A 12407-nucleotide genomic window follows, 5' to 3' on the forward strand; every position below is an offset into this window, starting at 1 on the left:
ACTCAGCGGTAGTCCGGAGACAGCGCGGCCGAGATGCGTGTCACCAGGTCCTCGGTCAGCACCAGCTCTTCAGGAGGCAGTGACGGCAGGCTGGCGTTGAGCGTGCCGCGCAGCTCACGCAGCAGCAGGTACGCGCCGAGCGACCGCGGGGCCTTGAGGACGTCCAGCAAGGTGCGGCGCGCCGCGTGGCTGCGCACGCCGTCAGTGTTGAGGATGATGGCCTCGATGTCCGCCAGCATGGGTGTGAGCAGCTCGGGGGACGGCGGAGGGGCGCTGGTGAAGCTGCCCCGGCTCGACGCCGGGTTCAGGTAGAGCCGCTGGAAGTTGCGCCGCGTGAGCTCGTCCGCCGACCACCGCCTCGAACACGGGGAGGCCGAACACGGCGTTCCAGCCTTTGATACCGCGCTTCAGCGCGCTCACGACGTCATCCGGCTGCAAGCTAGGGTCCTGCTGCGGCGCGAGCACGGTGTCCATGATGTGCCAGCGGATGGGTTTCATGCCGGGGTGGATGTTCCACTTCAGGGCCACCTGCTCGAACTGCTCCGCCGTCGTGTTGGGCACGAGCCGCCGATCGCTGCGGAAGTAGAGCTCCCGGGGTGGCAGCGGGGCGGGGGGGAACCCAGGCCCTCCTTCAAGTCGTGCTCCAGACCGCCGGACGGAGGAATGCCCATCGGGTGCTGGAGCAACGGGACGCCTTCATCGCGTCACTCAGGGGAGACGGCGACTGGGAGGAGTGACCCTCACCGCGCACGCATCACCCCCTGGGCTGATAGGGGGCGCCGAACGGGTTGTCATGACAGGAATGTCACGGCAATCCCGACTTTGAGGCCAGCGGTGTGTCGGAAACCCCTGAAAACACCCGGAGTCTGGGTTGGCGCGGTCGTTGCTGATGCGGGGGCACTGTTTACCCACCCCAAGGAGCAACGCCCCATGCAGAACTCCAGGTCCTGGCTCGCGGCCGTCGCGGCTGTCGCATTCGTCACGACGGGCTGTGATTCCGATGAAGCTCCCGACGCGAAGAAGGTCGCCGACATCGCCGCCTCCCGGTCGGCGGAGACGCTGCGAGGTGTCAGCAGCAGCATGAAGACCGTGAGCGGCCTGTCGACGCTCAATGGCTTGGACGACGCGATGGCGCTGTTCGGTGCGGGCTTCGAGGGCGTGCCGCTCCCGGCGCTGCCGACGGGGGACGAAGGCAAGGTGCTGTCCGCCTTGTTCGACGCGGATGAAGTGGACGCGCAGGCGGACGAACTGGAGCGGTTCCTGCGCGAGCGCGTCTTCACCGAGGCCAACGTGGAGTCCACGGAGGACAACGCCACCGTCTTCCGCTTGAAGGGCGAGCAGATCTGCACGGACGGCAGGGAGCGTGCGGACGCGGACTGTGTCCGCTTCGTGGATGATGCGCAGCTGCGCGTTCGCGCAACGAACCTGGGGGACAACTCCCTGGAGCTGGAACTGCTCATCGGCGCGAACCGCGCGGAGCCGCTGGCGCTTCGCTTCCTTCCGAAGGCCGTCTCGCTGGTGGTGGACCTGGGAGGTTTGAAGGGCGCGGTGGAGCAGCTCGACGCCGAGGCGGCCGGGTTCCTGCCGAAGGTGATGGTGGGGCAGGTCGAGCTCAAGGCGACGAAGGAGGGCGAGTCGCACTGGATTGTCAGCGCCTCCATCCTGGACGCGCTGCGGCTGGAGCTGGCGCTGGAGGGGAGCACCTTCGCGTTCTCCTCCGCGCGGGCCGCGCCGCTCGTGGCGTTCGAGGCGGACGGCCAGGCGAAGCGCGCGCGCTTCTCGTTGGACCTCAACACCACGGAGGTTCGCCTTCCCTACACGGGGTTGGCGCCGTCGCTGCGTGGCAAGGATTGGACGGTGTCCCTGGCCGGCATCTCGTACTCCGTCGAGGCGACGGAGAACCAGACGGACTTCGTGGTGAAGAACCTGGGCCTTGGCGACGCGCAGACCCACGTGAGCCTGGGGAACGACAAGCTCTTCGCGCTGGACCTCAATGAGCAGTCGGGTCGGCACTTCGACGTGACGCTGACGCGCGGGGCGGACGGCGCGCCGCTGCTGAAGGTGCAGCCGGAGTTCGACCTGGTGACGCGCTTCTACCTGGCGCCGCTGAGGCGGACCCCGCGTCGGAGATCCCCACGGCGTATGAGGACGCGACCTATCGGCTGCGTCTCAGCGGGGGCGCAGGGGGACCGAGCCTGCGCGCAGCGCCCGCCAACAGCGCCACGGGCTTCAAGGGCGGCCTGCAGGTGGTGACGGGCGAGCTGCTGCTCTCCGCGAATGACTCGCAGGTCGTCGTCGCCCAGGGGCAGTGCCTGGTGGGCGCGGAGCCGGCTTCAGAGAACGATGCTTCGCTGTTGTCGTACCTGCGGCAGGGTAGCTGCGAGTAGTCCTTCGACCCTTCGATGCCGCACCTGAGGGTCGCGCCCATTCCAAGGGGGGCGCGGCCCTCGTTTTTCAGCGAGCGGCTCCAGGAGTTGTCCTTCACGAAGCCACGAAGCCGTGGCTCCGGACCTTGTCCGGCGTGGTGCCCGTCATCCGCCGGAACATCGCGATGAAGGCGGAGGCGCTGCTGTAGCCCAGGTCGAGCGCGATGGCCTCGACGGTGTGTCCCTGCTCCAGCCTCGCGAGCGCCTTGACCACGCGCAGCCGCTGGCGCCACTCGCTGAACGACAGCCCCAGGTGCTGCTGGCACCGTCGCTCCAGCGTGCGCTCCGTGGTGTGCAGCACCCGCGCCCACTCGGCCAGGGATCGCTCATCCTCCGGGTGTTGCTCGAGCGCCGTGAGGACCGGCTCCAGGAGCGAGTCATCGGACATGGGCAGGTAGCTCCCATGGGTGGGGGCCAGCGTCAGCTGGTCGATGAGCACCCGGAACAGCCGGCGCTCGGCGCTCGTGCGAGGCTGCGCCAGCTCATGCGTCCGCAGGTGCTCCAGCAATGACTTCATCAGCGGACTCACCGCCAGCGCGCACGTCGTCTTGGGCAAGCCCCGGCACCACTCCTGCGCGAGGTAGAGCGAGCAGTGGCTTGCCTCGAAGCGGTTCATGCCCCGGTGCTCCACATCGGGTGGAAGCCAGATGCCGTACTGCGGGGGTGCCAGGTAGTGGCTGCCGGCCAGCTTGAGCTCCATCACCCCGCTGAACGCGTAGACGAACTCACCCCAGGGGTGCCGATGCCGGGGATACGTCGCCGCGGCAGGCAGGCTCGCCGTCCGGAAATACACGGGGTGTGGAAGCTTTGTGGTGAAAGGAACCTGGAGCTGCTTCGCCATGGCGCCTTCTCGGGATGGGTTGTCGGAATCTCGCTATATCAATCAGCCCCGCCATGCGAAGGATGTTCGCATGAGTTCTCACCGGAAACCCGCAGACGGCTTCGCGCTCGCGACCATGCTCGCGTTGTGCGCCATCTGGGGCATGCAGCAGGTGGCCGTCAAGCTGGCCGCTCCCCACATCCCCTCCATGATGCAGATGGCGGTGCGCTCGGGTGTGGGCGCGCTGCTCGTGGGGGTGTTGTGCTGGGTGCGCGGCGAGCGAGGGCTCTTGCGCCGTGGCCCCTGGCGTCCAGGGCTCGTGGTGGGCGCGCTCTTCGCCCTGGAGTTCCTCTTCGTCGGCGAGGGGCTGCGCCACACCCACGCGTCGCACATGGGCGTCTTCCTCTACACCGCGCCCGTCTTCGCCGCCCTGGGCCTGCACTGGCTCGTGCCTGCCGAGCGGCTGCGACGCACGCAGTGGTTGGGCATCGCCGTGGCTTTCGTGGGCATCGCGCTGGCCTTTGGCGGTGGCTGGCTCCAAGGTGGCATCAACCCGGGCGTGCTCTGGGGCGACGCGCTGGGGCTGCTGGCAGGACTGGCCTGGGGGGCCACCACCGTGGCCATTCGCGTGTCGGCGCTATCCGATGCGCCCCCCACCCAGACACTCCTCTACCAGCTGGTAGGCGGCGTCGCGCTCCTGCTGCCGGTGGCCCTGCTCACCGGACAGGCCGGCCCGATTTCAATGGCGCCCATTGCCTGGGCAAGTCTGTTGTTTCAGGGCGTCATCGTCTGCTTCGTCAGCTACCTCACCTGGTTCTGGCTCCTGCGCCGCTATCTTGCCTCCAACCTGTCGGTCTTCTCCTTCATGACGCCGCTGTTTGGCGTCAGCGCGGGCATCCTGGTGCTGAATGAGCATGCGGATGGCTTCTTCGCCGTGGGGGCCGTGTTGGTGCTCACCGGGATTCTCATCGTCAGTGGTTCGAGCCTGCTTCGGCAGCAGCCCGCGCTGAAGACGGGGACGACCTGAGCCTTCCGCGCCGGGGGCACCCGGCGCGTGCGAGTCTTCGCACTTTTCGCGAAGAGGCGTGTCGTGCATTCAATTGCCGGATGACCTCTCGACGCGTCTTCGGCGCAGCTCCGTTCAACGTCCCGGGCGAGTTCATCGGAGTCGATTTCTCTCCGGACTCCCGGCGCCTGTGGGCCACCCTCGAGGCGGATAACACCTCCCGGGTGGTGGCCTTCGATGTGGAGAGTGGTCGCGTCGCCGAACAGCGCAAGGTTGGCACGAACGTGTGGGCCGTCCATTCGCTCCAGGGGAGGGATGTCCTCGTGGGCGGATGGGGGTTCGTCCGTCACATCCCCGCCCAGGGGAAGGCGGCGTGGACGCTGAAGGGCGAACGGTCGCTGCACCTGCCGTGCCCGAGAGTCGGCCGGGCGCGAAGGGGAAGAACACCGTGACACGCAAGCCCGAGGGCCTGTTCGAACATCGCCTCACGGACGCACACTTCCACTTCAGTGGCCGCTTCAAGGAAGCGACGCCCCTGTTTCGCGCGGCGTCGTTGAAGGAACTGGGGGCGGCATCGAGCGTGCTCCGGGCGCGCTCCAGGTAGGGACGGGCCTCGGCCTCCGCTCGCTCCACGTTCGTGTCGAGCCGCGTCAGGAGGTAGCTGGTGTTCAATCCGGGCCACTGAAGTGTCCACGAGCGCCGTGGCGCCTTCGAGCAGTGGCTGGGCATCGTCGATGGCCCGCCTTCGCAGCGCGACGCTCGCGAGGCCCAGGAGAATCCAGGCGCACGCCCGGGACTCCGACAGGGGCGGCCGTTCCCGCAGGCAATGCCTTGTCAGCAGGCCTACGACTCTGTTCAACCGGGGGATGGGCCCGTGGAGGGGCTCCAGCGACGCCTACGAGAATTCCTGGGCCGTCGTCAGGATGAGGCCGGGCGCCGATACATGAGGTCGGTGCGCAGTGCGTACTTGCGGCCCTGGGTGACGGTGGCGCCCTCGTGGAGCAGGTGGTGATTGAAGAGCAGCGCGCTGCCCGTGCGCGGCGTCACGGAGTGCCCGAGTGACAGGAAGTTCGTCTCGCCTCCGCCCGGACATTCGTTGAGGTAGACCATGAAGGTGAGAAGGCTTCGCTCGTCGCGAGTCCTCACGAAGGCACCATCGAAATGCGGGGCGAAGTATTCACCCACGTCATACCGGTAGCAGCGCAGACGTTCATTGGCGCCACAGAGGGTCCAATCGCGTTCGAGCCGGTGGGGCACATGCGGCGCGATACGCTCGAACAACGTCTGCGCCAAGGGGACGTCGTCGAACATCACCCGCGAGTTGTTCCGGATATCGGGGCGCATCACGAAGCCCGCGGAGGTGGTGATGGGGGCCGCCGTGGGCCCCTCTGCTTCAATCCGTTCGATGAGCGCGGCGCATTCCTCCACGCTGAGCACGTCGTCCAGGACAATGATGAGCGGGTTGTGCGTTCCGAGTACATCATCCGGATTGGGCAGGACGGGCGTCATGGTCATCGCGAGGCGAATAGGTGGGAGGCCACGACCGGGCCGTGGGGCGGACTCTATCCCGGTTGACCCACGAGCAACCATGCGACGGCGGTCGGCATTTCGTCCACGGGGCGACTCCCGGGTGACTAGGTTTTCGCCGAAAGGCAGGCGTCCGTCAGGGAGGTTCATGCATGCCGGCGGTCCATCACAGGACGGTGGAAGTGGAGGGCCTCGAGATTTTCTACCGCGAGGCCGGGCCCGAAGACGCTCCGGTGGTGCTCCTGCCGCACGGCTATCCGTGCTCGTCCTTCCAGTTCCGCAATCTGCTGCCCGCACTCTCTGACGCATGGCGGCTCATCGCGCCGGACGCGCCGGGCTTCGGGTACAGCGCGACGCCGGACTCGAGCCGCTTCAGCTACACGTTTGACGGGTACGCACGCTTCCTGGCGCGGTTCGTGGAGACGTTGGGGCTCAGGCGCTACGCGCTGTACCTGCATGACTACGGCTCGCAGTTCGGCTTCCGGCTGGCGTTGCGCGCGCCCGAACGGGTCGCGGCGCTCATCATCCAGAACGGCGACATCTACGTGGACCAGTTCGGGCCGAAGTACCGGATGCTGAAGGAGTCCTGGGCGAATCCGACGCCAGAGCGCCGCGCGAAGTTGATGGCCGCGGTGAGCGAGGAGGGCTTCCGGGACGAGTTCATCGGCGAGATTCCCGAGGACCTCGTCGACCGCGTCAGCCCGGACCTGTGGACGTTGTCCTGGTCCCTGGTGGAGCGCTTCGGCCGGAAGGAGAACCTGGTCCACCTGCTGGAGGACCAGCGCACGACGCTGGCGTGGATGCCCCGCTATCAGGCATATCTGCGCGAGTACCAACCACCGACCTTGATTCTATGGGGGCCCCACGACGGCTACATGCCCGAGGGCGCCGGACGTGCGTACCTTCGAGACGTTCCGGACGCCGAGCTGCACGTCCTGGACACGGGACACTGGGCGCTGGAGACGCACCTGGACGAAATCGCGTCCCGCATGCGGGGCTTCCTCCAGCGCGTGCATGCGGTGCACACGGAGAGCAGCGCCTATCTCTTGTGAAAGCCGCGAGCGGTTCCGTCGGTGAAATCGAGACGCTACGCTGAGGCCCATGAAGGCGAACCGAATCGTCCTCGTATCGGGCCCGTCAGGTGCTGGTAAGTCCACCGTGGCACGAGGGCTCGCGGAGCAGTCACCCCTGGAGCGTGCGGTCCATCTCCATACCGACGACTTCTATGCCTACATCCGCAAGGGGGCGCTGGCGCCCTGGCTGCCGGAGTCCCACGCTCAGAACACCACGGTGATGACGGCCCTGGCGGCGAGCGCGGCGAGTTATGCCGTGGGCGGGTATGAGGTCATGGTCGATGGCGTCATCGGCCCTTGGTTCTTCGAGCCCTGGCTTGCCGCCGCCCGAACCCATCGGCTCGACTTGCGCCTCATCGTCCTGCTTCCGGGTGAAGCGGAGACGGTGGCGCGTGCCGTGAGACGTGTCCACGCGGACGCACTCACCGATGCCGACGTGGTGCGCAACATCTGGCGAGGCTTCCGCGAGGTGGCCCTCCCCGAGGGACATGTGCTCGATACCAGCAGTCAGGACGCCGCGGAGACCGTGGGCGCCGTCCGCCGTGGGTTGACGGACGGGCGCTTCCGGCTGGAGACGCCGTAGGACCTCGGCGCGTTCAGCGCGTGCCTCGGCCCTCCAGCAGGGCCTTCAGTCGTTCCAGGTCCGCTGCGACGGCTTCCGCGTCCCGACGGAACTCCTCAGTGGACATGCCGCCGCGGCGGCGGAGGGTGAAGATGATTTCGCTGTGGTCTCCAGCCGGAATGACGCGGACGGGGTTGTAGACGGTCTCCCCATTCGGAAGCGTGACGTCATGGTCCAGGATGCCAAAGGCGTTGGCGGGCGCGAACGCGACGGTGACCCGGCCCATGGGGGAGTCGGCCACCCAGTGGCCGTCCGCCTCATGGATGGCGCTGCTGAGGCCGGCCGCCCAGGCTGGGAGGTTTCGCGGTTGGCTTGCATAGGCGTAAACGTCCGCGCTCGAGCGCGCGATAAAGACGCTGATGTGCGTGGATTCCGTTGTCATGGCGCCAGCATCGCGCGAACGGTGACTTCGGCGCTTGGAGAAATCGGACATCGCCGGCGGGGATGATGCGCCTCATGTGCAGGCGCATCGACCCGCCGCATCTCAGTACATGTAGTTCAACGCGACGATGTCGGAGGGGGTGAACTCACCGTCGGTGTCAGGCGGGTAGCAGGCGTTCATGATGGACCCGCCTGGCGTTGCCCCCGTTGGCGTTCCGGGGATGTGCAAGGCGCCCGTGCCCGTCGGCTCTATCACGCCACCGCCACCCCCGCTGCCACAGCTGATGCTCGGGTTGAAGAGATCCGTGTGGCGGAGGCCGATGGTGTGGCCCAGCGCGTGGGTGATGACATGTTCACTCACGTCCACGCCGTAGCTGTTCAGACCGGTGCCAATCGAAATCGTCCCATAGGGAAGTCCGCCTGAGGGAAAGCCCGCGGCGTGACCGTCACCCGCCATGGTTTTCGCGGTGATGTTCGCGCTGCAGCCGGTGGCCGGGCTTCGAACAAAGGTAATCCTGAGTCCCAATGCATTGTAGTTGGCGAGGGCCATGTCGAGACCTTGGTTGAGCCGGACATGGCTCCGGAACTCCGCCGTGGGATTGACGCAAATCCTCGTCACGCTGGAGCCGACGATGTTGGTCGTCCTGAAGTGCTCCTTGCTTCCCTCTCCACGCTGGAGCATCTCCCGGGAGGCCGCGAGCGGCACATGCGCGTCGCCCCCGACGTAGACGGCGTCATCGACGACGGTGATGTCGTCGGGGCGAAACCCTGCCTCGGTCAGATTGGAGAGGAGTTCAGCGTTCCTGGCATGTGAGTCGGGCCCGCAGCCGGACAGCAATACGCCACAGTTCAACATCAGGACTGCCGCTCTCTTGAACATGGTTCGATGGGCTCCTGTCGTGAATCGGGTTTCTGCGCTGCTCGCTTGAGCAAAGCATGGCGGAAGTAGAGGCGCACGGTTCCTGACCACTCTCCTGGTGACTCTCTTTCCTCGCCGTCGGTCGCGGAGACGAACAGCCCCAAGTCGAACAAGGGCGGAATCATCGACAAGACCCAGCCGGAGACGAAGTGGAGCCAGGACATCTTCATGGACCCGCGCAAGGTCTACGGCGGCGTGCACTCCGAGGTGCTGGTCGGCGCCAACGCGGACGCGAAGGCCAAGGGCAGCTTCGACCTGAAGAATGGCGATGTCGGCGCGGAGGTGGGCGCGGGCGCGCTGGTGGGAGCCGAGGCGAGCGCCATGGCTCGCGGCGAGTTCGGCCCCATGCAGGGCTTCGTGACGGGCAGCGCCATCGCGGGAGTGGGCGCCTCGGTGGATGCGAAGGTGGCGCTGGAACGGCCTTCAAAATGGAGGAAGCGGCGCACGGGCCGGTCGCCCGCCCATCCATGCTGGGAGCTGACCATGACGGGGCCTCGGCACAAGGCCGGTGCGGCTTTCCTGCCACGGGCACGGGACTTGCCATAGGTTGTGGAGATGTGTCTCTCCGGCCTCGTGCTCACGTGGGTCCTTTCCCTCCAGGAAAGTACCGCGCCTTCACCGCCCAAGCCCGTCACGGTGATGACCTACAACGTCCTCTACTCCGCTCCCGAGGAGGACGTGCAGAAGTCGCTCGATGTCATCGAGAAGGAGGCGCCCGATATCCTGTGCCTGCGTGAGCTGACGCCGAGATTCGCCAGGGCCTTTCGGAAACGACTGGGGAAGCAGTTTCCCCACGTGCGACTGGTGCCGCGAAAGGGAACCTGGGGTGTGGGTATCGCCAGCCGGTATCGGCTGCTGCGAACGGAGCACTTCCCCCAGACGCCACACCGGATGCCCGCGCTGGAGGCGGACGTCCGGCTCGGTGAGCACTTGGTGAAGGTGGCCTGTGTGCACCTGATGGCGCCAGGTGCCAGGCATGAGCGGGCAGATGACCTGCTCACTTCCATGGAGAAGAACGCGGTGCTTCGGAAGCGCCAGGCGGAGGCGCTGGTGCGGCGCTATGCGCGATGGCGAGGACCGGTCCTGGTGCTGGGGGACATGAATGAAGGCCGCTCAGGGAAGGCCATGGAGGCCTTCGCCTCCGCGGGTTTCCAGCACGCCTGTGACGGACCGGACGCCGCCTGCGGTGCCACCTGGCCCGGCGCTGCCTCCCCCCTCCCGAGCGTCGTCGAAATCGACCATGTCCTTGGCCGCGAACTTCGCCTGACCGGTGCGAAGGTGCTGCGTGCGGGAGGCTCGGACCACGACGCGGTCCGGGCGACGCTGGACTTTCCACCGTGAAGTCCTCCAGTCGTTCTGGGATTGGGTGCTGGCGCAGCAGCGGGCCACCACGCCTTGATTCCAGATCCGGCGTGCTCCCGGGCCTCATGCCTGGGCGCGGAGCACGCCGCCGAAGCCGCGCTCACGGCCCAGGGCCGGAGACACGCCGGCTTCATTCACCGCTTCGCGCCCGGAGATGAGCACCGCCTTCACCGCGGCGTCGTTGCGGTTGACCAGGCGGACGAAGCCCCCGAAGTTCTCCATGGGCGCCTCGGCCACCTTGTCGAGCTTCGCGTCCAGGCCTTCGGGCTGGATGACCACCAGGTCCGCGCGGCGGCCCTCTGCGAGCACGCCCGCATCCAGGCCGAACCACCCGGCCAGCTCCCCGGTCAGCCGGTGGACGGCGCGCTCCACGCTCATGAAGGGCTCGCCGCGCTTCTCCGCCTCGCGCACCAGTCGCAGCAGCCGCAGGGGGAAGTTGTAGTGCGCCATGTTGCGCAGGTGCGCCCCGGCGTCCGAGAAGCCCATGAGGATGTCCGGATGCCGGCAGATGCGCTCCAGTTCCTCGCGCCGGTCGTTGGCCATCACCGTGTACCAGCGCAGGGCGTCTCCGTGGGTGGAGATGAGGTCCAGGAAGACGTCCACCGCGTCACGCCCCTGCTCCTTCGCCACCTGGGCGAAGGACTTGCCCACCACGCTGGCGTCGGGGCACTGGAGGATGCGCGACTCGTTGAAGTCCCGGTGGAAGGCCCGCGGCAGGAAGCGGTTCGTCCACTCGCGGCGGAAGCGGCTGCGGTACTCCGGCGTTCGCAGCAGCCCCGCACGTGAGGCGGCGTCCTGGAGGTGGAGGGCTGCGGCGCCCGCGCCGAACTCCTCGAAGACGACCAGGTCGATGCCGTCCGCCCAGAGGTCGAAGATTTCGGGCAGGGCCTGCCACCGGAAGTCCGCCCCCAGCAGCCGGTTGGCCACCTGGGAGAGCACGCCGATGAGGCGGTGGATGCCCCGGTTGGCGCGCGTGTCCATCATCGAGATGACGGTCGTCTTGAGGCTCGGGCGGAACAACCCGATGCTCTCCAGGAAGAACAGCACCACGTTCACCTTGGTGCTGATGTTGGGCACGCCCTGGAAGACACGGCCTCGTTCACGGAGCAGCCGCGTCAGGCGGCGGTACTCGCTCCAGCGGGCGTAGGTGGACGGCAGGGGGCGGCTGCGGATGTCGCGCGAGCCGCCCATCTTGTCCCACTTGAGCGTCATGATGGACAGGCCCACGTAGCCGAGATCGAGCCCCTCGCGCACCAGGGACTCCATGGCGCGCAGCTCGTCCTCCCGTGGGCGCAGGCCGGGCTCCAGGCTGCGGTGCAGGCCCATGGTGTGGGCTCGCAGCGCGGAGTGCCCCAGGAAGGACGCGACATGGGGGCCCAGCGGCAATTGCTCCAGGTGCGTCAGGTAGTCGCCGAGCGTGTTCCACGTCTTGCTCTCCTCCAGCAGCGACCGGACGGTGTCGTAGGGAATGGCCTCCACGCGGCAGAACATGTCCGCCAGGTCCTCGGGCGTGCCCAGCGCGAGGCTGAGCGAGCAGCTCCCCATCATCACCGTGGTGACGCCGTGTCGCACGGACTCCGACAGCGAGGGCGCCAGCTCCACCTCCGCGTCGTAGTGCGTGTGGCAGTCGATGAAGCCCGGTGTCACCCAGTGGCCGGTGGCGTCGATGACGCGCGTATGTGGGGCGCGCGGAATCGCTGCTTCCGAAAGCGTGGTGACGGTGTTTCCCCGAATGCCCACATGGAGCTTGCGCGGGGGATTGCCCAGACCATCGAATACGAGGCCGTTCTCGACGATGAGGTCCATGGACAGAGCCTAGGTCCCGTCGATTGTCAGCTTCCAGCCAGAAGACGCGGCGACAGTTCTCTCCTGCACATGCCGGCGTGGATGCCATTGCCTGGGCGCGCCAGGGGAGCGCTCGCCCCCCGGGCAGCCGCACCGCGGGGGCGTGACTACCTTGGCCTGCGGAAGGTGCGAACGCACCAAGAGCCAAGGAGGCGTGCAATGCAAGGCAAGGGTCGGAAGTGGCTCACGCTGGTGGGCCTGGGGGCGTCGCTCGCGGCGTTCACCGGCTGCAATGAGCAGTCCGCACGGGAGAACTCGCGGCAGGTGGGCCGTGAAGTGGGGGAGGCGACGAAGGAGGTCCAGGAAGGCGCCCGGGAGGCCGCGAAGGAAGCCCATGGCGCGGCCCGGGAGGCGGCCCAGGGGTTCAGGGAAGGCCGGGGCGGCTCGGGGAATCCCGACGCTGGCGCCGACGCCAATTGAGGATAC

General features: G+C 67.4%; 16 protein-coding genes. 9 read left to right on the forward strand and 7 right to left on the reverse strand.

Annotated features, from left to right (window positions below; genetic code table 11):
* Positions 1-2: 2 nt before the first annotated feature.
* Together OZ403_RS11290 and OZ403_RS11295 are read right to left on the reverse strand one after the other, a co-directional pair.
* Complete coding sequence (locus OZ403_RS11290; protein WP_268784189.1) at positions 3-239, reverse strand: hypothetical protein; 237 nt, start codon at positions 237-239, stop codon at positions 3-5.
* A complete protein-coding gene (locus tag OZ403_RS11295) occupies positions 202-561 on the reverse strand; it encodes a hypothetical protein (protein ID WP_268784190.1) in 360 nt (119 codons plus the stop codon). The genes OZ403_RS11290 and OZ403_RS11295 overlap by 38 nt, the downstream gene beginning before the upstream one ends.
* A 369-nt stretch (positions 562-930) precedes the next feature.
* Here OZ403_RS11295 and OZ403_RS11300 point away from each other — a divergent pair, with 369 nt between their 5' ends.
* Both OZ403_RS11300 and OZ403_RS11305 read left to right on the forward strand, forming a co-directional pair.
* Positions 931-2253: a hypothetical protein gene (locus OZ403_RS11300; protein ID WP_268784191.1), complete on the forward strand. Its 1323-nt coding sequence runs from the start codon at positions 931-933 to the stop codon at positions 2251-2253.
* Positions 2247-2387 (forward strand): hypothetical protein, encoded by a 141-nt coding sequence (locus tag OZ403_RS11305; protein ID WP_268784192.1) that lies wholly within the window; start codon positions 2247-2249, stop codon positions 2385-2387. Before OZ403_RS11300 ends, OZ403_RS11305 begins: the two co-directional genes overlap by 7 nt.
* Positions 2388-2481: 94 nt before the next feature.
* Here OZ403_RS11305 and OZ403_RS11310 read toward each other — a convergent pair whose 3' ends face one another.
* Positions 2482-3267 (reverse strand): AraC family transcriptional regulator, encoded by a 786-nt coding sequence (locus tag OZ403_RS11310; RefSeq protein WP_268784193.1) that lies wholly within the window; start codon positions 3265-3267, stop codon positions 2482-2484.
* Between the two features lie 70 nt (positions 3268-3337).
* Here OZ403_RS11310 and OZ403_RS11315 point away from each other — a divergent pair, with 70 nt between their 5' ends.
* A complete protein-coding gene (locus tag OZ403_RS11315; protein ID WP_140789403.1) occupies positions 3338-4273 on the forward strand; it encodes a DMT family transporter in 936 nt (311 codons plus the stop codon).
* Positions 4274-4700: 427 nt separating this feature from the next.
* Positions 4701-4856, forward strand: coding sequence for a hypothetical protein (locus OZ403_RS11320; protein WP_161604878.1), 156 nt, complete (start codon positions 4701-4703; stop codon positions 4854-4856).
* 314 nt (positions 4857-5170) lie between these two features.
* Here OZ403_RS11320 and OZ403_RS11325 read toward each other — a convergent pair whose 3' ends face one another.
* On the reverse strand, positions 5171-5761 hold the full coding sequence (locus OZ403_RS11325; protein WP_237078206.1) for a 2OG-Fe(II) oxygenase: 591 nt from the start codon (positions 5759-5761) through the stop codon (positions 5171-5173).
* A gap of 170 nt (positions 5762-5931) precedes the next feature.
* On the opposite strand from OZ403_RS11325, the gene OZ403_RS11330 reads away from it, so the two are divergent.
* Both OZ403_RS11330 and OZ403_RS11335 read left to right on the forward strand, forming a co-directional pair.
* Entirely contained in the window at positions 5932-6831 is a 900-nt protein-coding gene (locus OZ403_RS11330) for an alpha/beta fold hydrolase (RefSeq protein WP_268784194.1), read from the forward strand.
* A gap of 49 nt (positions 6832-6880) precedes the next feature.
* A complete protein-coding gene (locus OZ403_RS11335) occupies positions 6881-7435 on the forward strand; it encodes an AAA family ATPase (RefSeq protein WP_140789409.1) in 555 nt (184 codons plus the stop codon).
* A 13-nt stretch (positions 7436-7448) separates the two neighbouring features.
* Here the strand turns inward: OZ403_RS11335 and OZ403_RS11340 are convergent, their stop codons facing one another.
* Together OZ403_RS11340 and OZ403_RS11345 are read right to left on the reverse strand one after the other, a co-directional pair.
* A complete protein-coding gene (locus OZ403_RS11340) occupies positions 7449-7715 on the reverse strand; it encodes a hypothetical protein (protein WP_201799770.1) in 267 nt (88 codons plus the stop codon).
* Between the two features lie 243 nt (positions 7716-7958).
* The gene (locus OZ403_RS11345) at positions 7959-8735 is read right to left on the reverse strand and encodes a M57 family metalloprotease (protein WP_268784195.1); all 777 of its coding nucleotides are present in this window, start codon (positions 8733-8735) and stop codon (positions 7959-7961) included.
* 207 nt (positions 8736-8942) lie between these two features.
* Here OZ403_RS11345 and OZ403_RS11350 point away from each other — a divergent pair, with 207 nt between their 5' ends.
* Positions 8943-9320 (forward strand): hypothetical protein, encoded by a 378-nt coding sequence (locus OZ403_RS11350; protein ID WP_201799755.1) that lies wholly within the window; start codon positions 8943-8945, stop codon positions 9318-9320.
* A 93-nt stretch (positions 9321-9413) separates the two neighbouring features.
* Positions 9414-10115 (forward strand): endonuclease/exonuclease/phosphatase family protein, encoded by a 702-nt coding sequence (locus OZ403_RS11355; protein ID WP_268784196.1) that lies wholly within the window; start codon positions 9414-9416, stop codon positions 10113-10115.
* Between the two features lie 84 nt (positions 10116-10199).
* Here OZ403_RS11355 and OZ403_RS11360 read toward each other — a convergent pair whose 3' ends face one another.
* Positions 10200-11942: an N-acyl-D-amino-acid deacylase family protein gene (locus tag OZ403_RS11360; RefSeq protein WP_268784197.1), complete on the reverse strand. Its 1743-nt coding sequence runs from the start codon at positions 11940-11942 to the stop codon at positions 10200-10202.
* A gap of 198 nt (positions 11943-12140) precedes the next feature.
* Here OZ403_RS11360 and OZ403_RS11365 point away from each other — a divergent pair, with 198 nt between their 5' ends.
* Positions 12141-12401, forward strand: a complete 261-nt coding sequence (locus tag OZ403_RS11365) for a hypothetical protein (protein WP_140797807.1) — start codon at positions 12141-12143, stop codon at positions 12399-12401.
* Positions 12402-12407 lie beyond the last annotated feature (6 nt).

Origin of the sequence: Myxococcus sp. NMCA1, assembly GCF_026810205.1 — a bacterium.
Classification (GTDB): Bacteria; Myxococcota; Myxococcia; order Myxococcales; family Myxococcaceae; genus Myxococcus; species Myxococcus xanthus_A.